General features: G+C 44.5%; 24 protein-coding genes. 13 read left to right on the plus strand and 11 right to left on the minus strand.

Features of this window, described 5'->3' with window-relative positions:
• Nucleotides 1-65 precede the first annotated feature (65 nt).
• The 3 genes from AC4E8B_RS08825 to AC4E8B_RS08835 all read left to right on the plus strand — a co-directional run bounded on the left by AC4E8B_RS08825 (nt 66) and on the right by AC4E8B_RS08835 (nt 3170).
• Nucleotides 66-1412, plus strand: coding sequence for a cytochrome ubiquinol oxidase subunit I (locus AC4E8B_RS08825; protein ID WP_490218277.1), 1347 nt, complete (start codon nt 66-68; stop codon nt 1410-1412).
• 20 nt (nt 1413-1432) lie between these two features.
• Nucleotides 1433-2446 (plus strand): cytochrome d ubiquinol oxidase subunit II, encoded by a 1014-nt coding sequence (locus tag AC4E8B_RS08830; RefSeq protein WP_490218279.1) that lies wholly within the window; start codon nt 1433-1435, stop codon nt 2444-2446.
• A 64-nt stretch (nt 2447-2510) separates the two neighbouring features.
• A complete protein-coding gene (locus AC4E8B_RS08835) occupies nt 2511-3170 on the plus strand; it encodes a potassium channel family protein (RefSeq protein ID WP_022543668.1) in 660 nt (219 codons plus the stop codon).
• Between the two features lie 92 nt (nt 3171-3262).
• On the opposite strand, the gene rnjA is transcribed toward AC4E8B_RS08835, so the two are convergent.
• The 3 genes from rnjA to AC4E8B_RS08850 form a co-directional block, all read right to left on the minus strand.
• Nucleotides 3263-4930 (minus strand): ribonuclease J1, encoded by a 1668-nt coding sequence (rnjA, locus tag AC4E8B_RS08840; RefSeq protein ID WP_490218281.1) that lies wholly within the window; start codon nt 4928-4930, stop codon nt 3263-3265.
• A 6-nt stretch (nt 4931-4936) separates the two neighbouring features.
• Nucleotides 4937-5146 carry a DNA-dependent RNA polymerase subunit epsilon gene (locus tag AC4E8B_RS08845; protein ID WP_490219584.1) on the minus strand — a complete coding sequence of 70 codons (210 nt, stop codon included), beginning with the start codon at nt 5144-5146 and terminating at the stop codon, nt 4937-4939.
• Nucleotides 5147-5448: 302 nt separating this feature from the next.
• On the minus strand, nt 5449-5727 hold the full coding sequence (locus tag AC4E8B_RS08850) for a hypothetical protein (RefSeq protein ID WP_490218283.1): 279 nt from the start codon (nt 5725-5727) through the stop codon (nt 5449-5451).
• A 105-nt stretch (nt 5728-5832) separates the two neighbouring features.
• Here AC4E8B_RS08850 and AC4E8B_RS08855 point away from each other — a divergent pair, with 105 nt between their 5' ends.
• Nucleotides 5833-6729, plus strand: coding sequence for a DMT family transporter (locus tag AC4E8B_RS08855; protein WP_490218284.1), 897 nt, complete (start codon nt 5833-5835; stop codon nt 6727-6729).
• Between the two features lie 35 nt (nt 6730-6764).
• Complete coding sequence (locus AC4E8B_RS08860) at nt 6765-7535, plus strand: Cof-type HAD-IIB family hydrolase (protein ID WP_490218286.1); 771 nt, start codon at nt 6765-6767, stop codon at nt 7533-7535.
• Between the two features lie 41 nt (nt 7536-7576).
• On the opposite strand, the gene def is transcribed toward AC4E8B_RS08860, so the two are convergent.
• Nucleotides 7577-8131, minus strand: a complete 555-nt coding sequence (def, locus tag AC4E8B_RS08865) for a peptide deformylase (protein WP_490218287.1) — start codon at nt 8129-8131, stop codon at nt 7577-7579.
• Nucleotides 8132-8313: 182 nt separating this feature from the next.
• Entirely contained in the window at nt 8314-8448 is a 135-nt protein-coding gene (locus tag AC4E8B_RS08870; protein WP_490218289.1) for a YjcZ family sporulation protein, read from the minus strand.
• Nucleotides 8449-8790: 342 nt separating this feature from the next.
• On the opposite strand from AC4E8B_RS08870, the gene AC4E8B_RS08875 reads away from it, so the two are divergent.
• The 5 genes from AC4E8B_RS08875 (at nt 8791) to lpdA (ending at nt 14890) form a co-directional block, all read left to right on the plus strand.
• Entirely contained in the window at nt 8791-9387 is a 597-nt protein-coding gene (locus AC4E8B_RS08875; protein WP_490218291.1) for a YkyA family protein, read from the plus strand.
• A gap of 570 nt (nt 9388-9957) precedes the next feature.
• Nucleotides 9958-11073 carry a pyruvate dehydrogenase (acetyl-transferring) E1 component subunit alpha gene (gene pdhA, locus AC4E8B_RS08880; RefSeq protein ID WP_490218293.1) on the plus strand — a complete coding sequence of 372 codons (1116 nt, stop codon included), beginning with the start codon at nt 9958-9960 and terminating at the stop codon, nt 11071-11073.
• A gap of 3 nt (nt 11074-11076) precedes the next feature.
• Complete coding sequence (locus AC4E8B_RS08885; RefSeq protein ID WP_490218294.1) at nt 11077-12054, plus strand: alpha-ketoacid dehydrogenase subunit beta; 978 nt, start codon at nt 11077-11079, stop codon at nt 12052-12054.
• Nucleotides 12055-12138: 84 nt separating this feature from the next.
• Complete coding sequence (locus AC4E8B_RS08890) at nt 12139-13476, plus strand: dihydrolipoamide acetyltransferase family protein (protein WP_490218295.1); 1338 nt, start codon at nt 12139-12141, stop codon at nt 13474-13476.
• Between the two features lie 4 nt (nt 13477-13480).
• On the plus strand, nt 13481-14890 hold the full coding sequence (lpdA, locus tag AC4E8B_RS08895; protein ID WP_490218297.1) for a dihydrolipoyl dehydrogenase: 1410 nt from the start codon (nt 13481-13483) through the stop codon (nt 14888-14890).
• Between the two features lie 80 nt (nt 14891-14970).
• Here the strand turns inward: lpdA and AC4E8B_RS08900 are convergent, their stop codons facing one another.
• A complete protein-coding gene (locus AC4E8B_RS08900) occupies nt 14971-15351 on the minus strand; it encodes a small peptidoglycan-associated lipoprotein (RefSeq protein ID WP_490218299.1) in 381 nt (126 codons plus the stop codon).
• A 217-nt stretch (nt 15352-15568) separates the two neighbouring features.
• Between AC4E8B_RS08900 and AC4E8B_RS08905 the strand changes: the two genes are divergently transcribed.
• Entirely contained in the window at nt 15569-15811 is a 243-nt protein-coding gene (locus AC4E8B_RS08905; protein ID WP_490218301.1) for a hypothetical protein, read from the plus strand.
• A 194-nt stretch (nt 15812-16005) separates the two neighbouring features.
• Here the strand turns inward: AC4E8B_RS08905 and AC4E8B_RS08910 are convergent, their stop codons facing one another.
• Entirely contained in the window at nt 16006-17538 is a 1533-nt protein-coding gene (locus tag AC4E8B_RS08910; RefSeq protein WP_490218303.1) for a glycine betaine uptake BCCT transporter, read from the minus strand.
• Nucleotides 17539-17781: 243 nt separating this feature from the next.
• On the opposite strand from AC4E8B_RS08910, the gene AC4E8B_RS08915 reads away from it, so the two are divergent.
• On the plus strand, nt 17782-18651 hold the full coding sequence (locus tag AC4E8B_RS08915; protein WP_490218304.1) for a polysaccharide deacetylase family protein: 870 nt from the start codon (nt 17782-17784) through the stop codon (nt 18649-18651).
• 38 nt (nt 18652-18689) lie between these two features.
• Here AC4E8B_RS08915 and AC4E8B_RS08920 read toward each other — a convergent pair whose 3' ends face one another.
• Both AC4E8B_RS08920 and AC4E8B_RS08925 read right to left on the minus strand, forming a co-directional pair.
• Entirely contained in the window at nt 18690-19019 is a 330-nt protein-coding gene (locus tag AC4E8B_RS08920) for a hypothetical protein (protein ID WP_490218306.1), read from the minus strand.
• Between the two features lie 59 nt (nt 19020-19078).
• Nucleotides 19079-19513: a DUF1885 family protein gene (locus AC4E8B_RS08925; RefSeq protein ID WP_490218308.1), complete on the minus strand. Its 435-nt coding sequence runs from the start codon at nt 19511-19513 to the stop codon at nt 19079-19081.
• A gap of 252 nt (nt 19514-19765) precedes the next feature.
• On the opposite strand from AC4E8B_RS08925, the gene AC4E8B_RS08930 reads away from it, so the two are divergent.
• On the plus strand, nt 19766-19888 hold the full coding sequence (locus AC4E8B_RS08930; RefSeq protein ID WP_490218310.1) for a GapA-binding peptide SR1P: 123 nt from the start codon (nt 19766-19768) through the stop codon (nt 19886-19888).
• Nucleotides 19889-19954: 66 nt separating this feature from the next.
• Here AC4E8B_RS08930 and AC4E8B_RS08935 read toward each other — a convergent pair whose 3' ends face one another.
• Together AC4E8B_RS08935 and AC4E8B_RS08940 are read right to left on the minus strand one after the other, a co-directional pair.
• Complete coding sequence (locus AC4E8B_RS08935) at nt 19955-20188, minus strand: hypothetical protein (RefSeq protein ID WP_490218312.1); 234 nt, start codon at nt 20186-20188, stop codon at nt 19955-19957.
• 5 nt (nt 20189-20193) lie between these two features.
• Nucleotides 20194-21663: an aminotransferase class I/II-fold pyridoxal phosphate-dependent enzyme gene (locus AC4E8B_RS08940; RefSeq protein WP_490218313.1), complete on the minus strand. Its 1470-nt coding sequence runs from the start codon at nt 21661-21663 to the stop codon at nt 20194-20196.
• Between the last annotated feature and the right edge of the window lie 12 nt (nt 21664-21675).

The following is a 21675-nucleotide window of genomic DNA, read 5'->3' on the forward strand; positions in this document are numbered from 1 at the left end:
TATGACACCGCTCTTAAGGAGCCCATGCAGTGACAAAGAAACTAAGATAGTCTGGAGGTAGGAAGATGGAATTGGATAGTGTCACATTGAGCAGGATGCTCACTTCTTTAACACTTGCTTTTCATATTATTTTTGCCACCATTGGGGTTGGTGTGCCTGTGCTGATATCCGCAGCTGAATTTATCGGGATCAGGAAAAAAGATGATCATTATATCCTTCTGGCGCGCAGATGGGCAAGAGGCTTCACCATTACAGTGGCGGTAGGTGTTGTAACCGGGACATGCATCGGCCTTCAGCTTTCTCTTTTATGGCCGAGCTTTATGCAGATTGCAGGCCATGTAATCAGCCTGCCGCTCTTCATGGAAACTTTTGCTTTCTTTTTTGAAGCCATTTTCCTGGGCATCTACCTTTATACTTGGGACCGGTTCAAAAAGCCGCTCCATCATTGGCTGCTTTCTATACCTGTCATAATCGGCTCTTCTGCTTCTGCGTTCTTCATTACAACGGTTAATGCATTTATGAACACTCCGCAGGGATTCAAGCTTGAAGGCAGGACCATAACGGAAATCGAACCGCTTGCCGCCATGTTCAATCCGGCAACCCCGTCGAAGGTGCTGCATGTACTTACATCATCATATATGACAGCTGCTTTCATTTTGGCCAGCCTCGCTGCCTTTGCCATCCTAAGGGGAAGGGGTACTGAGTATCACCGTAAAGCACTGAAGCTCACAATGGTATGCGGTTTACTTTTCTCCCTGGCTACAGCACTTGCAGGAGATATTTCAGCGAAATTCCTTGCAAAAGAGCAGCCGGAAAAATTGGCTGCAGCTGAATGGCATTTCGAAACTGAAAAAGGGGCTGATTTGGTTGTCTTTGGAACAATTAATGAAAACAATGAAATCAGGAATGAAATTCGCATTCCAAATGCGCTCAGCTTCCTTGCAGGAAGTTCTTTTGATACAGAAGTGATCGGCCTGAATGAGTTTCCGGAAGATGAGCGTCCACCGCTATGGATTCACTATCTGTTTGACTCAATGGTTTCAATCGGTTTTTTTGCCTTAGGCATTTCAGCACTGTTTGTCTTTCTGTCATATAAGAAAAAGGCGAATCCCATGAAAAAATGGCTGCTGTTCCTGATTGTCTGCTCAGGGCCGCTTTCCATGCTGGCAATTGAATTCGGCTGGATTTATGCAGAAGTCGGCAGGCAGCCCTGGATTTTGAGAGGCTATATGAAGGTGGCGGAAGGGGCTACACAGGCAGATAATGTGGGTGTGACCTTCTTGATGTTTTTAGCGCTGTACATTGTACTGGGAATCATTACAGTCACTGTGCTGCTTAAAATGTTCAGGAATAAGCCGGCTCATGCAGAATTTAATGACCGTTTCCCGGACTCTCCGGGCATAGGCCAATAAACTGGAAAGGGGTGGAGGCCATGAGCATTGAAATCCTGGGCATAACGGTTCTCTGGGTGTTTCTCTATGGTTATGTTATTGTGGCATCAATAGATTTTGGGGCCGGCTTTTTTGCCTATTATGGACGGGTGACGGGGAAGGAGCATGTGATCAGCCATATAATCAGCAGATATCTATCTCCTGTATGGGAAGTGACCAACGTCTTTTTTGTTTTCTTCTTTGTCGGGCTAGTCGGCTTTTTTCCGGACGCAGCCTATTATTATGGAACTGCTTTATTGATACCTGGAAGCATCGCCTTGATTCTGCTTGCCATTAGAGGCTCATTCTATGCATTCGGCAACTATGGATCCAAGGACAATTCAATTTATTTATTTCTTTACGGAGCAACAGGCCTGCTGATACCCGCAGCATTGTCGACGGCATTGACGATTTCAGAAGGGGGATTTATAGAAGAACAGGGGAATAAGGTCATTTTCCTTGCCGGGGAGCTTGTGAGTTCCCCTTATTCATGGTCTGTTGTGATTCTTGCAATTGTATCGGTGCTCTTTATCAGTGCGGTATTTCTTACTTATTATGCAGACAGGGCAGGAGACATTCCGGCAAGGGATCTTCTGAGGACATTTGCGCTGTTCTGGAGTCCGCCGACCATACTTGCCAGCTTCCTTGTCTTTGCATCATTAAGGGAGCATAATGGGCGCCATTTCAACAATGCTTTGGAGATTTGGTGGATGTTTGGTTTGTCGCTTCTCTGTTTCCTGGCTGCTGTGCTGCTGGTTTATAAGAAAAAGAGATTAGGAACCAGCTTTATCCTGGTCATGCTTCAGTTCTTTTTCGCCTTTTTCGGATATGGCGCTTCCCATCTCCCTTACATCCTTGACCCGTATATAACGATCTATTCAGGCTATACAAATCCGGAGATGGGGTCGGCGCTGGTTGCAGCATTTATTGCAGGACTGCTGCTCCTCATCCCGTCACTGATCCTTTTGATGAGGCTGTTCTTATTTAACGCAGATTATGTTAAGGGTGAAAAGTGAATGCTACTAAGAGTTAAGCTATGATAAAATAGAGACGAACTTTGAAACTGCTGGAGGAATATCCGTGAAAAAAGAATTTGCCGTAATAGGGTTGGGACGCTTTGGAGGAAGTATCTGCAGGGCGCTCGCAGAAGAGGGCATGGAGGTTATGGCCATCGACAATGATGAAGACAGGGTAAACGAATTTGCCCTGATTGCTTCTCATGCCGTCGTCGGGGATACCACCGATGAGAATGTTCTTAAAAGTCTGGGCATCAGGAATTTCGACCATGTCATTGTAGCGATCGGCGATAATATCCAGGCCAGCATCCTTACAACATTGATCTTGAAGGAAATCGGTGTAAATAAGATTACCGTCAAGGCGCAAAATGATTATCATGAGAAAGTCCTGCGCAAAATCGGGGCGGACCATGTTGTCCATCCGGAAAGGGATATGGGCAGAAGGATTGCCCATAATATTGTTTCCAACAATGTATTGGATTATCTCGAACTTTCCGACGAACACAGCATCGTGGAAATTGTGGCAAGCGACAAGCTTGGCGGGAATTCGATCATCGATCTGGATGTACGTGCCAATTACGGCATCAACATCGTCGCGATAAAAAGAAAAAATGAAATCATTGTATCCCCGCAGGCAAATGAAGTAATCCGGGAAGATGATATCCTTATCGTAATCGGAGCCGATGTCGATATCAACCGCTTTGAGAAAAAACTGATGGCCTAAGCCGGACTTGCGAAAGCGGCAGCAGTCACAGAATGCCAGCGATAGGAAAAAAGCACTCACAGCAATTTGTGAGTGCTTTTCTATGCGGGTTATTATACTTCCATAATGATCGGAAGGATCATTGGACGGCGTTTTGTTTTTTCATAAAGGAAAGGCGAAAGTGTGTCGGTAATTTCATTTTTAATTTCAGACCACTGTGTCGTTTTTCTTTCCATGACCTTGTTCAGATGCTTAGAGATCAAGGATTGGGCATCGCTGATCAAGTCGCCTGATTCACGCATGTACACGAAACCGCGGGAAATGATATCAGGACCTGCAGAAATTTTGAAGTCTTTCATGTTGATGCTGACTACGACAACGACCAGTCCTTCCTCAGAAAGGATCCTGCGGTCCCTGAGAACGATATTTCCGATATCGCCTACACCGCTTCCATCGATATAAACAGAACCTGAAGGAATCTTTCCTGCCACCTGTGCGGTATCCTCGCTCAGGGCCAGTACTTCTCCATTGTCCATAATGAAGCAGTTTTCTTCAGGGATGCCGCATTCTATCGCCAGTTTTGAGTGCATTTTCTGCATTCTGTACTCGCCGTGGATCGGCATGAAGAATTTCGGCTTAATTAGGCGGAGCATCAGCTTTTGTTCCTGCTGGCCGCCGTGCCCTGACGTATGGATATCGTTCAAAGGCCCGTGAATAACTTCTGCACCAGCCCGTGAAAGCATATTGATCGTTCTGCTTACACTGATCGTATTACCCGGGATAGGGGAAGATGAAAATACCACGGTATCCCCAGGGATGATCTGTATCTGGCGGTGTGTGCCATTGGCAATCCTAGAAAGGGCTGCCATAGGCTCTCCCTGGCTTCCTGTACAAAGGATGGTAACCTGGTTGGCAGGGAGCCGGTTAATCTGCTGTGCGTCAATGAATACATCTTTAGGAGCGACTATATAGCCAAGCTCCCGCCCGATGTTGATTGCTGCTTCCATGCTCCGTCCAAAAATAGCCACTTTTCTTCCGTTGATCACAGCAGACTCGATAACCTGCTGAAGGCGGTGGATATTTGAAGCGAATGTCGCAAAAATAATCCGTCCATCCACTTTGCGGAAGATGTCGTGGATGCTTTCGCCGACGCGCCGTTCAGACATTGTAAAGTTAGGAATTTCACTGTTGGTGCTGTCAGAAAGGAGGCAAAGTACTCCATCCTTGCCGATCTCAGCCATTTTTGTAAGGTTCGCCGGCTCGCCAACAGGGGTGAAGTCGAATTTGAAATCCCCAGTATGGACTACCTGGCCTGGCGGTGTTTTCACTACGACGCCGTATGAATCCGGAATACTGTGTGTAGTCCTGAAGAAAGTGACAGAAGTCTTCCGGAATTTGATAATATCATCTTCCTTGATTTCAATCATTCTTGTCTTTCTCAGGAGGCCGTGTTCTTCAAGCTTATTGCGAAGCAGACCGAGGGCAAGCTTCCCGCCGTAAACAGGGATATTAATCTGTCTCAGAAGATAGGGAATGCCGCCGATATGGTCTTCATGTCCGTGCGTAATGAAGAGGCCTTTGATTTTATCTTCATTCTTTACTAAATACGTATAATCCGGGATAACATAGTCGATTCCCAGGAGTTCGTCCTCCGGGAATTTAATTCCAGCATCAATCAGGATGATTTCATCCTGAAACTGGACTGCATAAGTGTTTTTGCCAATTTCCCCAAGTCCACCAAGGGCAAATACAGCTGTTTGATCATTCTTGACAAATTTCATAAATTATCAAATCTCCAATACTTTAAAGTCTTCATTTTGTTTTTCATATTCCAGGTAGTCGCCTTCCACAGGGGTTACCAGTTCAATGTTATAAGGTTGGCCCGCCAGTTTGTTGCGCACATCTTTTTGAGAATCTCCTTCTACATAAACCGTTTTCGTTTTTTCCCTTACAGGCACCTGTTTAATGGATTCCTGGTAATAAACTTTAAAAATCATCATAAATCGCTCCTTAATCCGATATAACTTTTTCTATTATATAAAAAAATAACATGTTTTTCATGTTTTTTCTTTTAAAAGAACAGAAAGCACTGTTTTTCCTTATATTTCCGGGGTTTAACGAACGGCCCCCGCAAGGATTACAGTTTGTCTTTTTTGCCTTTCCTATCGCCAGGACGTGTTTCCCGCAGAAGGCTGTTGAAGCATCGAGTCATAAGCCACGGAAGAATTAAAGGCAAAGAGCGCCTTTTATTCTTCCGTGGCTTATGCTTGTCGCACCTGAACAGTCGCCTCCGCTTTTCTTATGTAATACAATTTACCTTAAAGAAGGAGCCCTTCGCAAGTTTGAAGGGCTCAAGGTTTATGCGATCGTTTTTTTGCGAAGCATGTCTTTCCACTGTTTTAGGAGCTTTTTGCGCAGCTTCTTTAACATAGTGGATCATCTCCTTACTTCCTATTTTAACGCAACCTTGTCCATTGTAAAGGAATACAATCACTGCTGCCGAACCCAACCGTTTTTTGGGGGCTATAAGAGAGCCGCCTTTTCTTCTATTATATGATGAAAAAGCCAAAAATCTCATGGATAATGATGGAATAATGTTAAAAATGCTGCATTGACATTTAGCAGTCCAAGAGTTAGCTTTTAACAGAGTAAAAGTCATCATCTTGGAAAGAAGAGTGGGTAAATGGGTAAGCTTTATAGTGCGTTGATCGGCTTAAGCCTGATCTGGGGTACATCATTCCTTTTTATTAAGATTCTGCTCCATGATTTAGGCCCTGAGGCGGTTGTCTTTGGCAGATGCTTATTTGGTGCAGCTGCATTGTGGGGAATCAGCTTTATTAAAAGAGAGAAGGTCCAATGGAAACGTCTGCCTTTCAGGATGCTGTTTCTGGTCGGGCTTATTAATAATGCACTTCCCTGGTATTTTATTTCTAAAAGCGAGACGGCCATTTCCTCCAGTATGGCCTCAGTCATTAATGCTACTACACCGATCTGGACGATCATCATCGGGTGGCTTTTCTTCGGCTCAAAGCTCCGAAAGAGCCAGTGGGCCGGCATAATGATCGGGTTTCTTGGCATTTTTATACTAAGCGGTTTCCGGGCCGGGGATTTGGCAGAAGGCAATACGGCCGGAATCGTATTCATGTCAATGGCAGCCTTCTGCTATGGATTGGGAACTCATCTGTCCAAAAAACATCTCCAGGGAGTTTCGGTCCTTCAGATTTCCCTTTTTACGCTCACATCCGCGGCCCTGGCAAGCGGCCTGTATACAGGGATTGCATCCCCTTCCGCCATACCGCTTCTTTTTGAGCCGGAAAGGCTGGGATCCCTGATTATACTCGGCGCCCTGGGCTCAGGCGCTGCCTATCTGCTATACTATTTCCTTGTACAGAAGGGAAGCCCGGAGTTTGCCTCCCTCGTAACTTATATTGTCCCTATATCGGCAATTGCCTGGGGCTACTTTCTCCTTGACGAGCATATTAAACCAGGTATGGCTGTTGGCCTGGCTGTCATTTTTCTTGGCATATATATATCCTCCTATAAAGTCAGGCGGGAAAAGAAACAGGATTTGGCTGCTTAGGAATGCAGTTCATGGAATTGGAAAGGAAGTAAGAAATGAAGAAAATTGTCTTTTTTGATATTGATGGTACACTGCTGGACCACGGGAAAAACCTGCCGGTAAAAACGAAGGAAGCAATCGGGCTTCTTCAGGAAAAAGGGGTATTTACGGCAATCGCGACCGGCCGTGCTCCTTTCATGTATGAAAGCCTGCGGGAAGAGCTGGGCATTGATTCTTACGTCAGCTTCAATGGCCAGTACGTTGTATTCGAAAATGAACCTATATATGCCAATCCTTTGGATACTGCAGAGCTGGAAAGGCTGCTGGAGCATGGGAGAAGGAACGGGCATCCGCTCGTTTTCATGAATGAATCAACCATGAAGTCGAGTGTTTCCCATCATCCCCACATTGCGGAAAGCCTGGGTACGCTCAAGTTTCCGCATCCTGATCAAGATGAAAGCTTTTATAATGGGCGGGAAATTTACCAGTCCCTCATTTTTATGGATGACAGTCTGGAACAGGAGTATCGCGACGGATACGGGAAATTCCACTTCATCAGGTGGCATCCCCATTCCGTCGATGTCCTTCCTGCCGGAGGCTCAAAAGCAGAGGGCATAAAGAAGATGATCAGCCGCCTCGGCTTTGCAATTGAGGATGTTTATGCATTTGGAGACGGATTGAATGACATTGAAATGCTCCAGGCCGTGGGCACGGGGGTGGCCATGGGCAATGCTGCAGAAGAAGTGAAGCAGCATGCGGACTATATCACTGCAGATGTTGGGGAAGATGGAATCTGGAACGGATTGAAAAAGCTTGGTCTTATATAAAAAAAAGAAGCAGGCAAACAAGCCTGCTTCTCCTTTTAAGATTACCTTTCAATCGGGAGGGCATCCTTCATTATTTCAAACGGGCTTTCCTTATTGATGTGGTCGTAAAACATCACACCGTTCAAATGATCGATCTCATGCTGGAAGACGATTGCCGGGAGGCCTCTCAGCCTGAGTTTTATTTCTCTGCCGTCGATGTCAAAGCCTTTAAGGGTAATCCTTGCATAGCGGGGTACAAATCCGGGAAAAGGCTGGTCGACGGAGAGGCAGCCCTCCCCGGATGTCAAATATGCTTTCTCTACCGAATGGCTGATGATCTTTGGATTGAAAAGTGCATAGCTGTACAGTTTTCCGTCTGAATCTGTTACATGGACTGCAATCATCCTTTTCAAACAGTCAATCTGGGGGGCAGCAAGCCCGATTCCTGGTCTAAGCCCATAATTTTCAGCCAGGGCAGGGTTTTGGCTGTTCTTTACATATTCCATCATATCGGCAAGAGTCTGTTTATCTTCCCGTGAAGGCGGCAATGGTACTTCTTCTGCCATTTTTCTGAGGGATGGGTGGCCATCCCGGATAATATCCGCCACTGTTATCATTAAGAATCCACTCCTGTGCATGCCTTTTTCGGCAGAAATTTATTATAATAGGTTTAACCGCTGTGTCGGCGGGTAATTGATTAAAGTTTCAGGGAGCTGTATGTACGTCAATAGTCTAACAGACATAAAGGAAAAAGTTAATAAAGAAAAGGTGCTCTGTCAAAGCACCTTTTCGGCTTGTATTAGAATTTCCAGCAGGAACAGCCTACAATAATGAGAAGAATGAAGAGAACGACAATTAAAGCAAATCCTCTTCCGTAGCCGGCTCCGCCTACAGGGTAGCCGCAGCCGTGACCGTATCCACCATAACCATACATAAGGATAACCTCCCTGAAATAAAGTATCGTCCCCTACATATTTATAAGTTTTATGGACGATTTACTATAGCCTATGAAAGACGGGAAAATTGGTGTAGGCCGCTGCCCAGTCATAAATGAAAAGAATGGGGAATATGTATCTTTATGGCATTATCCTGCTGAATTCTAATTAAATGGTTGGACAAGCTTTTTCGTAAGATTCATGAAAAGTCTTGGACCATACCTGTCTGCAGCTTATTTGTAACAGCTATTTTCCATTTAGGGGGTTTAATGATGTCCATTATCAGAAAGAAAAAAGTACTAGCAGTATTGTTTTTAAGTTTGTTAGTGCTCGGGGGATGCATGAACAAGGAGACACCAGGTGAAAAAGCCTACAGCATACTGGAGAAAACCGCAGATGCAGAAGATGGGTTTGAAAAGCAGCAGGATCCGCTTGTGAAACTGGAAAAACAGGAAAAAGAGCTGTATGATCAGATCATTGCCTTAGGCATGAAGGAATTCGACCAAATCAAAAACCTGTCTGATGAAGCTCTTGAAGCAGTGGATAAGAGGGAAGAGCTCATGAATAAAGAGCAGGAGAGCATAGAGGCCTCAAAAGAGGAATTTGCGCCGCTGGAGGATGTCATTTCTGATATTGAGGATAAGGAAGCAAAAGAAAGTGCCGGGGAACTGTACAAAGTGATGATGGACCGCTACAGCGTCCATGATAAACTATACAGTGAATATAAGAATGGCCTTGAACTGGACAAAGAGCTGTATTCGCTGTTCAAGAAAGAAGATTTGACAATGGAGCAGCTTGAAGCCCAGATTGGCAAGATCAATCAATCCTACGAACAGCTGATGGCACATAATCAAGAATTTAATGAGCTGACAAAAAAGTATAATGAAATAAAAATATCCTTTTACAAGCAGGCTGGAGTAGAGGTTGCTGCTGAGTGATCACCAGCATTGAAGCTTAGCTTTTCCAAAGAATATTCAAAAAGCCTTTCGGCACGGATGCCGAAAGGTTTTTTGAATTTGTATAAAAATTATTTTATTAAAATAATTCTTCGTAAATAATTCTTCTCTTGTTATAACACATCCTGCAAAAGACTTCTTTTTTATAGTACAGTTACTGCGAACTTATTAATACAGTTTTATAAAACACTCGAAAATATTTTTAAAAAATAGGTTTAAATAATTGACTGTAATGAATTTCTTATAATAAAATGAGTAAGGTGATTTCATTGCTTGTATCAGTGAGTCATGTGGAATTCAATGATACAGAAAATGTTTCAAAAGAATATCAGAATAGACGTTTTTTCCGGAGGCAACTGTGGAAAACTAAGTAAAACTATGTATTTGCAGCTGTCAAAGGATAAGCCGGACAGTTTTTTCGCATGGACGGCTAAACATAATAGGGAAAAAACAAAAGCAGATTTCTAAGATGAACTCATTTTGGGTATTCTAAGCTTTGTGTATTTATCTCTTAAAATAATGTCTTTTTTATGAAAGGAAAGGGTGACAAAGATGGCTTCTAAAACGAAGAAAGCACAATTGGATACTAAAAAAGCGCTCGAGGCGGTAGAAGAGCAGTTTGAAATGTTTCAAATATTGAATGAAGAAGGCGAAGTCGTAAATGAAGCGGCAATGCCTGAATTGAGCGATGAGCAGCTCCAGGAATTGATGCGCCGCATGGTGTACACTCGTATTCTTGATCAGCGTTCAATCTCTCTAAACAGACAGGGGCGCCTTGGCTTCTATGCACCGACAGCAGGACAGGAAGCTTCCCAGCTTGCTTCCCAGTTTGCTCTTGAGAAAGAGGACTTCATCCTTCCTGGATACCGCGACGTGCCTCAGATGATCTGGCATGGCCTTCCGCTTTATCAGGCGTTCTTATTCTCCCGCGGACACTTCCACGGAAACCAGATGCCTGAAGGCGTGAACACGATTTCGCCTCAAATCATCATCGGCGCTCAAATCATCCAGGCTGCAGGTGTGGCTCTTGGAATGAAGAAGCGCGGTGCCGGTTCAGTAGCAATTACATACACTGGCGACGGCGGAGCTTCACAAGGTGATTTCTACGAAGGTCTTAACTTTGCAGGGGCTTTCAAGGCTCCAGCGATCTTTGTTGTGCAAAACAACCGCTTTGCGATTTCTACTCCTGTAGAAAAGCAATCAGCGGCTAAGACTGTAGCTCAAAAAGCAGTGGCAGCAGGTATCCCTGGAATCCAGGTGGACGGCATGGATCCTCTTGCAGTATATGCAGCTGTCAGCGATGCCCGCAAGCGTGCGGTAAATGGCGAAGGCCCAACCCTCATCGAGACTATGACATACCGTTATGGCCCGCATACGATGGCAGGCGATGACCCTACCCGCTACCGTACGTCTGACCTTGACAACGAGTGGGAAAAGAAAGATCCTTTAGTCCGCTTCCGCAAGTTCCTCGAAAACAAAGGGGTCTGGAGCGAAGAAAAGGAAAATGAAGTAATTGACCAGGCTAAAGAAGACATCAAAGAAGCTATCAAGAAAGCTGACGGTTATCCGAAGCAGAAAGTAACAGACTTCATGGAGAATATGTATGAAGAAATGCCGCGGAACCTTAAAGAACAATATGAAATTTACCAAGCAAAGGAGTCGAAGTAAGCGATGGCGCAAATGACAATGATCCAGGCAATCACCGATGCGTTGCGTACAGAAATGCGCAATGATCCGAACGTACTTGTGTTCGGTGAAGACGTAGGCGTAAACGGCGGTGTATTCCGTGCTACGGAAGGTCTTCAGAATGAGTTTGGCGAAGACCGCGTATTCGATACTCCACTTGCTGAATCTGGAATTGGCGGGCTTGCAATTGGTCTGGGCCTTCAAGGGTTCCGCCCGGTGCCGGAAATCCAATTCTTCGGATTTGTATTTGAAGTAATGGACTCAATCGCCGGCCAAATGGCGCGTATGCGCTACCGTTCAGGCGGCAGATACAATTCACCTGTCACTGTTCGTTCTCCTTTCGGGGGCGGAGTTCATACTCCGGAACTTCACTCTGACAGCCTTGAAGGGCTGATGACTCAATCACCTGGCCTAAAGGTGGTTGTGCCGTCAACTCCTTACGATGCAAAAGGACTTCTGATTTCATCTATCCGTGACAATGATCCGGTTATTTTCCTTGAGCATCTGAAGCTATACCGTGCATTCCGTGAAGAGGTGCCTGAAGAAGAATACACAATTCCTCTTGGCAAGGCTGATGTGAAGCGTGAAGGTTCAGACCTGTCCATCATCACATACGGAGCAATGGTTCATGAATCACTTAAAGCAGCGGAAGAACTTGAAAAAGAAGGCTATTCAGTAGAGGTAGTAGACCTTCGTACAATCGCACCGCTGGACCTTGAAACAATCATTGCCTCTGTAGAGAAAACAGGCCGTGCCATTGTTGTCCAGGAAGCACAGAAGCAGGCAGGCGTAGCTGCTCAGGTTGTTGCTGAAATCAATGAAAGAGCGATTCTCAGCCTGGAAGCTCCAGTTCTCCGCGTAGCAGCACCTGATACTGTCTATGCTTTCTCTCAAGCAGAAACAATCTGGCTGCCAAACTACAAAGATGTACTGGAAACAGCTAAAAAAGTACTTACTTTCTAATAGATCAAATTTTTAATGGGAGAGGGAAGTTTTTTCTCCCTTTCCTGCATCATCACTCAATTTACTAACAGGAAGGTGAACCCATTGTCATTCCAATTCAGATTGCCTGATATCGGTGAAGGTATCCATGAAGGTGAAATCGTAAAATGGTTTATTAAGCCAGGCGATAAAGTTCAAGAAGATGACGTATTGTGCGAAGTGCAAAACGATAAGTCAGTAGTAGAGATTCCATCTCCAGTTGAAGGAACAGTTGAAGAGGTCCATATCAGCGAAGGAACCGTTGCTACTGTCGGACAAGTGCTCGTATCTTTTGACGCACCAGGGTATGAGGATTTACAATTTAAAGGTGAACACGGTGATGAAGCGCCGGCAGAAAAAACGGAAGCACAGGTTCAATCAACAATGGAAGCTGGCCAGGATGTGAAGAAAGAAGAAGCTCCTGGACAGGAAGACACAGGCAAAGGCACTGTCATCTCCCAGCCGGATGTTGATCCAAACCGCAGAATTATCGCTATGCCATCAGTGCGCAAGTTTGCACGCGACAAAGGTGCGGATATCCGCCAGGTTGCAGGCAGCGGTAAAAACGGACGTGTGCTGAAGGAAGATATTGAAGCATTCCTGAACGGCGGCTCTGCAGCACCAGCTCAGGAAGCACCACAGGCAGAGGCAGCTAAAGAAGAAGCAGCGGCACCAGCAGCGGCGGCAGCTCCTCAAGGCCAATATCCGGAAACCCGCGAGAAAATGAGCGGAATCCGCAAAGCGATTGCAAAAGCTATGGTTAATTCCAAGAAAACTGCACCGCATGTTACATTAATGGATGAAATTGATGTAACAAAACTGGTAGCACACCGTAAGAAATTCAAGGAAGTTGCAGCAAACAAAGGCATCAAGCTTACATTCTTGCCTTATGTGGTAAAAGCATTAACAAGTGCTCTGCGTGAATTCCCGGCGCTCAACACGTCAATCGACGATGCTGCTGGCGAAATCATCCACAAGCATTACTACAACATCGGTATAGCTGCTGATACAGAGAAAGGCCTGCTTGTTCCTGTAGTGAAGGATGCAGACCGCAAATCTACATTTGCCATCTCTGATGAAATCAACAGCCTGGCAACTAAAGCACGTGACGGCAAGCTTGCTGCGGATGAAATGAAAGGCGCTTCTTGCACAATTACCAATATCGGCTCTGCGGGCGGACAATGGTTTACACCTGTCATCAATCATCCTGAAGTAGCGATCCTGGGAATTGGCCGCATCGCTGAAAAGCCTGTTGTTAAAGACGGAGAAATCGTTGCAGCACCAGTGCTTGCACTTTCTTTAAGCTTTGACCACAGAATCATCGATGGCGCAACAGCACAAAATGCATTAAACCACATCAAGCGTTTACTCAACGATCCAGAACTATTGTTAATGGAGGCGTAATTAAATGGTAGTCGGAGATTTCCCTATTGAAACAGATACTATAGTAATCGGTGCAGGTCCTGGAGGCTATGTTGCAGCAATCCGCGCAGCACAGCTTGGACAAAAAGTAACAATCGTTGAAAGAGGAACTCTTGGAGGAGTTTGCCTGAACGTCGGCTGTATCCCTTCAAAGGCTTTGATTTCAGCTGGCCACCGCTATGAACATGCAAAGCATTCTGAAGGAATGGGCATTACAGCGGAAAATGTGAAAGTTGATTTCACAAAGGTACAGGAATGGAAAGCCGGAGTTGTCAAAAAGCTGACAGGCGGTGTCGAAGGCCTTCTTAAAGGAAACAAGGTAGATATCGTAAGCGGCGAAGCATTCTTCGTTGACAGCAATACCCTGAAGGTAATGGATGAGAAGTCTTCACAGACTTACACTTTCAAGAATGCGATCGTGGCAACTGGTTCCCGTCCAATCGAACTGCCTGCATTCAAATATACAAAGCGTGTACTTGATTCAACAGGGGCATTGGCTCTTGAAGAAGTTCCTAACAAGATCGTTGTCATCGGCGGCGGCTACATCGGAACCGAGCTTGGCGGAGCTTACGCTAACTTCGGTACTGAAGTAACAATCCTTGAAGGAACAGACGAGATCCTGAACGGGTTTGAAAAGCAAATGTCTTCATTGGTTAAGAAGAACCTGAAGAAAAAAGGCGCTCAAATCATCACGAATGCACTTGCAAAAGGTGTTGACGAAACTGACAGCGGCGTAACCGTCAAGTACGAAGTAAAAGGCGAAGAGAAATCTGTTGAAGCTGATTATGTCTTCGTAATGGTTGGACGCCGTCCAAACACTGATGAGCTTGGCCTTGAGCAGGCAGGCGTTGAAATGTCAGACCGCGGTGTTATCAAAATCGACAAGCAGTGCCGTACAAGCGTAAGCAATATCTACGCTATCGGTGACATTGTCGAAGGACCGCCATTGGCACACAAAGCTTCTTACGAAGGCAAGATTGCAGCTGAAGCGATTGCGGGCCACAATTCTGAGATTGACTATCTTGGTATTCCTGCAGTTGTATTCTCTGATCCTGAGCTTGCTTCAGTCGGTTATACTGAACAGCAGGCTAAAGAAGAAGGAATTGAAGTCAATGCTGCCAAATTCCCATTTGCAGCAAATGGCCGTGCCCTTGCTTTAGACAGCACTGATGGTTTCGTTAAACTGATCACGCGCAAAGAAGATGACCTTGTAATCGGTGCGCAAATTGCCGGTACTAATGCATCGGACATGATCGCTGAACTTGGCCTTGCCATTGAAGCAGGCATGACTGCTGAAGATTTGGCTATGACAATCCATGCTCATCCAACACTTGGTGAGATCACTATGGAAGCAGCCGAAGTTGCCCTCGGCAGCCCGATTCACATCATTAAGTAATTAGAGAAAAGCGAAAGCTGCTTGCAAGACAAGCCTATTGCTTAGAAAAAAAGACCTTTCCTCAAAGAGGGAAGGTCTTTTTACGTATCAGTTCTGAGTGCTTTCGATATCGTTTCCACGATTTGATTTTTAGACATATCGCCATTCACTTTGGCTGCAACTTCATCCTGGTGCAAAATCAAAATGGCCGGGCACCCTTTAATTTCAAAAGAATTATAATACTTTTTCGCCTTGGCAGCAGTTATAACTCTCATTTTCTTTATTTCATCCGGGAATTCTCTTTTCAATTCTATGATCGCATCATAATACGGTGCTTCATTCTGATAGTCAGATTCATCGGTAAAGAAAATCACCTGCATCTGCGAGCTATCCAGCATTAAGTCATCAGCAGCTTTTGTCTTGCTGCAGGAAACGGTCAAAACCATAAAAGAAGCTAACAGTAAAAAACGGAAACCCTTCATTTATGCTCACCTTTTCTTCCTTCAATGTGTTAAAAGCTGTAAATATTTTCGTCATAATAGCCCATATTTTAACATAATAAATAGTAATATATTCGCTTGTCACCCAAATGTTACAGAATTGAAAAATACCCGGCCTGAGTGGAACATATAATACATATAAGCCTTTACTACAAGCAAACATATAAAGGAAATATATATTGCAATTGGCGGTGTTTCTATGAAGACATATTCGGTGATCATGATTCAGCTGATCATATGGAGCGGCTATACTTTTCTGGAGTGGCTTTCAAAGCATGACCATCCAGTTTATAATGTTCTCATGTTCTTTGTATTTTTTTACCTTGCCGTTATTCTGGGTAATTTCATCATGAAATCACCGAAAAGAACCTTTATGGTCACTATGCTGTCACTGGGATTATATGGTTCTTTTCAGGCGGCTTTGGCATTTATTCATTATTGAAGCCTGGTGATAGTTGAACGAAAGTTATAGACAGCCTGCAGACATTCCGCCTCCGGTCCATTAAAAGCAAGAGAGGAATCATCTGAAGGGATATAGCAGAAGTCGATGGCAGCCAGGTGAGTACAATGCAGGGGAATAAAACTATATAAAATACCAAAAAAAGCTTCGGGATCTATCATCCCGAAGCTTTTATATCAAACAGATTTTTGCTGTTTTGCTTTTGTGCCGCTGACGTTTTCTTCTTTTAAGGCCTTCATCAGTGATACTACAATCAGGAGCATGATGATTGTAAATGGCAGGGCGGCTATAATGGACGCCCGCTGCAGAGCTTCAAGGCCGCCTGTCCACAGCAGTATTGCTGCAGATGCAGACTGGATGATACCCCAAACAAATTTAACCTTATTTGGCGGGTTCAAGCTTCCATTCGTCGTTTGCATGCCGAGGACAAAGGTTGCCGAGTCCGCTGAAGTGATGAAAAAGGTGCTGATAAGGAAGATGGCAAGCAAAGACAGCACTATGGATAACGGGAAGTTTTCAAAGACAGCGAATAAAGCTATCTCCATGCCGTTCTCGTTCATCGTATCCATGATTGGCGTATTTTCAAAGAACTCGAGAAAAATACCGGTCCCGCCGAATACTGAGAACCATAACGCACCGAATAATGTTGGTACAGCGAGGACACCGATGACAAACTCCCTGATGGTCCTGCCCTTTGAAATCCGGGCGATGAAAGTTCCGACAAATGGAGCCCAAGCAATCCACCATGCCCAATAGAAAATGGTCCAATCCTGGAACCATGTCAGTTCCTGGTCAAACGGGCTGAGCCTGAAGCTCATAGAAGGCAGGTTCTGCAAGTAAGAACCAATTGTGGTGGTGAATAGATCCATAATAAAATTGGTCGGGCCGACAAACAGCATGAATAAAAGCAGAAGAATGGCCAGAATGATATTAAGATTACTCAAGTATTTAATGCCTTTATTAAGGCCTGTCTGGGCCGATAGCATAAATAAAACCGTGACGACAGCTATAATGATCATCTGTGTCCCGATGCCGTTGCTGATGCCGCTGAAGACGTGTGAGAGGCCGCCGCTTATCTGGATGGCGCCAAGTCCCAGCGAGGTAGCTACACCGAAGACTGTTGCAAATACTGCGATGAAATTGATCAGGACACCAAGCATTCCGTCGACTTTATCCCCAAAGATCGGCCGAAGAATGGAGCTGATTACACCTGGAGCCCCTTTCCTGAACTGAAAGTAAGCCAAAGCGAGGGCAATCACTGCATAGATGGCCCAAGGATGGAGTCCCCAGTGGAAAAAAGAGTATCTCATGGCTGTTCTGGCTGAGTCCGGCGTTTCTCCGTCGCCGAATGGCGGATCGAAATAATGATACATAGGCTCTGCAGCTCCCCAGAATACAAGGCCTATCCCCATTCCTGCACTGAACAGCATCGCAAACCAGGTTAAATAACCGAATTCGGGCTGCTCATTATCTTTCCCTAAACGAATGTTTCCATACTTTGTGAAAATAAGTACAATCGCAAAAATCAAAAAGATTGAGGCTGACAGCATATAAAACCAGCCGAACTTTTCAAGGATGAAACCTTGAACATTTTGTGTTACAACGTCTAAATTTGCATTCGGCAATATCCTTTTTGGAATAAGCCCCCAGATAATAAATAATACAGTTACGATAACTGATACCCAAAAAACTGGTGTCAGTTTCTTCATCCAATCCCTCCAATTCATTCGTACATATATGCGTCCCCAGCCATATTCAGCGGCAGGTGCAGCATTTTTATGTTTAGAAAATAGTATAGTGTGGAAACAGTGGTTTAGGGAAAACAGCAGATAAAAATACTTACGGATAAAAAGGGGGAGTTATTATTTCGATTTTCTCTACCAGTTGCAAACCATTTTAAATAATAACATTTTATAAGTATAATAAAAAGCATAATGCTTATTGGAGGGGTAATGATGAATAAAAAAACTGCCGCCATGGTACTGTCTGTTTTTTTGCTTTCTGCGTGCAGCGCAGGCGGGGAAGCAGCCGAAGATAAGGGAGAAGAACCTAAAAATACCGTGGAAACGGCCCAAGACCAGGGTAGCAGCGATGCGGAAGAAGCTGTTGAAAGTGAGGAGGCAAGCGGTGCAGATTTAGAGAAGGCCGGCTCTCAGGAAGAACAGCCTGCTGAAACTGAGGAAAAAGAGCCATTATACCGCATCAATGAAAATAACTGGACCATTGAGCCGCTGGCTGATGCGAACAAAAAGATTGTACTTCTTACTATTGACGATGCACCTGATAAACATGCCGTAGAGATGGCCAAAACTTTGCACGGGCTGGGCGTGAACGCTATATTCTTTGTTAACGGGCATTTTCTGGATACCCCGGAGGAAGAGCAGAAATTGAAGGAGATACATAATCTTGGCTTTCCAATCGGTAACCATACATACAGCCATAGTAATTTAAAGGAAATTTCCCCGGCACAGCAAAAAGAAGAGGTGCTGAAATTAAATAAACGCATAGAGGAAATCATTGGAGAAAAGCCGCGGTTTTTCAGGGCTCCATTTGGGATTAATACCGATGCGAGCAGGGAGGCTGCTGCAGCGGAAGGCATGGAGCTGATGAACTGGACCTATGGATATGATTGGGAAAAAGACTATCAGAACAAAGAGTCTTTGACAGACATTATGGTCAATTCCCCTTATCTGACCGACGGTGCCAACCTGCTGATGCATGACAGGGATTGGACAAATGGTGCATTGGAAGGGATTGTAAAGGGCCTGCAGGCAAAAGGGTATGAAATTGTGGATCCGGACAGAATCCAAACAGCTTTATAAATCAGAGAAAGAGCGGCATATGATTGCCGCTCTTCTTCTTATCTTCTTACATTCCCTTTGAATAATCTGGCTATTATAGTAGTGACTGCGAAAAAGAACAGAAAATAGCTCAGCTCTGTCAACACGAGGGGCGTAAGCTTATAATTCGTTTCTTTTTCCAGCGGGGATTCAAATTGTATAACCACCGGATATGCATCCTCCTGCTCAGGCAGATAGCTGGTCTGTTCGGCAAAAGGGAAAGGGCCTCCGAATAGAAGATTCTGTGTTAATGAATCCGGCTTATCTTCCAGTCTCGCATCAAAGATGAAAGGGGACATGAAAGTAAAAGCCAGACTGACTACTATGATGATCAGCACTCTTTTCTTCAATCTGACAACTCCTTAATACCTGAAAACTTAATTCAACGAATCTATATTATCATACCTTATTATTTTCGCCCGTTAAAGTACATAATTCTGCCGTTGAACAGCTGGAGTTCAGCCTGGAGTTTCTTAGCTAAAAATCTGCAGAATTCATTCGCTTTGCTTTTGTCGCCCATTGCTGCGTTTTCAGGCAGGGTAAGCTGTATATAGGACTGGATCCGGTCTGTACTGTCAGGATCTTGTATAGTTTCTGTTCCTACACCTATCAGTATCGTATTATAACGGTCATCCAGAGATTTCAGCCAGAACCATTTCCCGTCTCCTTGTGCATGTTCCTTTATTTCGTAAGGAAAGGCTGCCCTGCTGTATCCCCAATCAACCTGATCGCCGGTTTTTTCTGTTATAGACTTATAGTATTGCAGTAAATCTTTTACCTCCCGGAGTGTAATCGTTTCCTGGCTTGATGTTTTAACCAGTTTTATGTACGCACTGCTTGACATGAAGAATCCCCCTTTTAAAAAGCAGAATATTTCGATTTTATTGTAACATTTTCTGGGAATGCTGCAACCTTATTGACATACTGAGCAGCCGAAAATACATACCGCCTGGAAACCAGGATGAAAAACAAGCAGTATTCCGCGAAATGTGTCATACAATTTAGGCTTGATATTTTAATAATGTTATATTATTATTAATTCAAAGATAATAAAGCGCTTTCAAAAACCAAATTCAGCGAAAAGGGGATTGAACAGATGGGCACAATTGTATGTCAGGATTGCAATTCAACAATCGATCACTTTGAAGATGAAAAGGTAACGGTTCTGTATGCGAAATGCAATTGCAGAAAAGGCGGACCAAAAGAGAAAAGCAATTAGAATCAGTATTAAGAATGATTTTATAGAAGAAAGCATGCAAAATATGCATGCTTTCTTTTTTACTGTTTAGGAAATTATAATGTGTAAATCTTGTGGATTATTATCAAGTCTTGATCCACGTCCAGCAGCTGCGCCGAGGTCACAAGCCAAACCTCCCAAAAAGGCAAGGAACGCCTTTCCGGGAGGTTCGTCTTGAGGCCCCAGGAAGCTGGTCATGCAGACGTTGCCATAGGACGTGGCGTTCTTAGTCTGCGTTCCTTTAGGGTGATCAAGGTGCTTGCGCTTTTGTTCAATATTCAATATTCTTATCTGATCGCTTTATGCTCTTTTATAACTCGCAGGAATTTGAAGTCATAGTCCTCTGGTCCCTGGACAGGCAGTCCTGCCTCCATATTTGTTTTAATATAGATGAGATTATCTTTTGTGATGATCTCCCCTGGAATGAAGATCGGGATTCCAGGAGGGTAGACCATGATGAATTCTGCAATGATGCGTCCTTCAGATTCGTCAAAAGGGACTAGCTCAGTTTCTGCATAAAATGCATCCCGGGGCGTCAATGAGAGAACCGGAATATTAGGCAGCATGACCTTTGCATCCTTGCGTTCGGTTTCTTGAAGGCCGCCTGCAGATAATTCCCTGAGCGCCGCAAGCAGGGCATCAGCCTCTTGTCTGGTATCTCCTGGAGTAATGATGCAGAGGATGTTATATAAATCGGATAGCTCGACCTCAATATTATACTTCTCGCGGAGCCATTTTTCTACATCATATCCTGTTACATTCAATTCCTTAACAGAGATGATCAGTTTCGTCGGATCATAGTCATAAGCTGCCTTGGTTTCAAGGATTTCATTACCGACACAGTAGAGGCGGTCAATCTCATTGATTTCTTTCCTCATATACTGGGCCAGGTCTATTGTCCGCTCAATCAGCTCTTTTCCTTCTGTCGCGAGCCTTCTTCTTGCAACATCAAGAGAAGCAAGCAGCAGATAAGAGGTAGAAGTCGTTGTCAGCATGCTTAAAATCGATTGGACACGCTTAGGGGAAACGAGAGTCCCTTTAACATTAAGAATCGAACTTTGTGTCATCGATCCGCCTAATTTATGGACACTGGTTGCTGCCATATCGGCGCCTGCCTGCATGGCTGACATCGGCAGGTCTTCATGAAAATGAATATGGACGCCATGCGCCTCATCTACAAGGACCGGCACTTCATAGGAATGGGCGATTTCAACAATTTCCTTCAGGTTTGCAGATATCCCGAAATAAGTAGGGTTGATGACCAGTACACCTTTAGCGTCCGGATGCTGGCTAAGTGCCTTTTCCACCGAATCTGTGGTGATTCCATGCGATATTCCCAGCTTTTCATCAACCTCCGGGTGGATGAAAATAGGGGTGGCACCTGAGAAAACTATAGCCGACATAACAGATTTATGAACGTTTCTTGGAACGATGATTTTATCCCCAGGTCCGCAGACTGCCATAACCATCGTCATGATCGCTCCGCTGGTTCCCTGTACTGAAAAGAATGTATGGTCTGCACCAAATGCTTCTGCAGCCAGGTCCTGCGCCTGCTTGATGATTCCTTTTGGCTGGTGGAGATCATCAAGGGGACCGATGTTAATCAAATCAATGGACAGGGCATTATCCCCGATAAATTCACGGAACTCAGGGTCAATTCCCGCCCCTTTTTTATGGCCGGGTATATGAAATTGAATAGGGTTCTTTTTTGCATGTGCCAGTAAACCGCTGAATAACGGTGTTTCAGATTGTAGCAACTATTCCCACAC

It is taken from the genome of Bacillus sp. SRL543 (assembly GCF_984799205.1).

Coding starts and splice junctions, on each gene's coding strand:
- AC4E8B_RS08825 (WP_490218277.1), top strand. CDS start 66: ATGGAATTGGATAGTGTCACATTGAGCAGGATGCTCACTTCTTTAACA.
- AC4E8B_RS08925 (WP_490218308.1), bottom strand. CDS start 19,513: ATGTCAAGCAGTGCGTACATAAAACTGGTTAAAACATCAAGCCAGGAA.
- AC4E8B_RS08845 (WP_490219584.1), bottom strand. CDS start 5,146: ATGATTTTTAAAGTTTATTACCAGGAATCCATTAAACAGGTGCCTGTA.
- AC4E8B_RS08860 (WP_490218286.1), top strand. CDS start 6,765: ATGAAGAAAATTGTCTTTTTTGATATTGATGGTACACTGCTGGACCAC.
- AC4E8B_RS08930 (WP_490218310.1), top strand. CDS start 19,766: ATGGGCACAATTGTATGTCAGGATTGCAATTCAACAATCGATCACTTT.
- AC4E8B_RS08910 (WP_490218303.1), bottom strand. CDS start 17,538: ATGAAGAAACTGACACCAGTTTTTTGGGTATCAGTTATCGTAACTGTA.
- AC4E8B_RS08855 (WP_490218284.1), top strand. CDS start 5,833: ATGGGTAAGCTTTATAGTGCGTTGATCGGCTTAAGCCTGATCTGGGGT.
- AC4E8B_RS08905 (WP_490218301.1), top strand. CDS start 15,569: ATGAAGACATATTCGGTGATCATGATTCAGCTGATCATATGGAGCGGC.
- AC4E8B_RS08915 (WP_490218304.1), top strand. CDS start 17,782: ATGATGAATAAAAAAACTGCCGCCATGGTACTGTCTGTTTTTTTGCTT.
- pdhA (WP_490218293.1), top strand. CDS start 9,958: ATGGCTTCTAAAACGAAGAAAGCACAATTGGATACTAAAAAAGCGCTC.
- AC4E8B_RS08885 (WP_490218294.1), top strand. CDS start 11,077: ATGGCGCAAATGACAATGATCCAGGCAATCACCGATGCGTTGCGTACA.
- AC4E8B_RS08850 (WP_490218283.1), bottom strand. CDS start 5,727: ATGAGATTTTTGGCTTTTTCATCATATAATAGAAGAAAAGGCGGCTCT.
- lpdA (WP_490218297.1), top strand. CDS start 13,481: ATGGTAGTCGGAGATTTCCCTATTGAAACAGATACTATAGTAATCGGT.
- rnjA (WP_490218281.1), bottom strand. CDS start 4,930: ATGAAATTTGTCAAGAATGATCAAACAGCTGTATTTGCCCTTGGTGGA.
- AC4E8B_RS08900 (WP_490218299.1), bottom strand. CDS start 15,351: ATGAAGGGTTTCCGTTTTTTACTGTTAGCTTCTTTTATGGTTTTGACC.
- AC4E8B_RS08870 (WP_490218289.1), bottom strand. CDS start 8,448: ATGTATGGTTATGGTGGATACGGTCACGGCTGCGGCTACCCTGTAGGC.
- AC4E8B_RS08830 (WP_490218279.1), top strand. CDS start 1,433: ATGAGCATTGAAATCCTGGGCATAACGGTTCTCTGGGTGTTTCTCTAT.
- def (WP_490218287.1), bottom strand. CDS start 8,131: ATGATAACAGTGGCGGATATTATCCGGGATGGCCACCCATCCCTCAGA.
- AC4E8B_RS08875 (WP_490218291.1), top strand. CDS start 8,791: ATGAACAAGGAGACACCAGGTGAAAAAGCCTACAGCATACTGGAGAAA.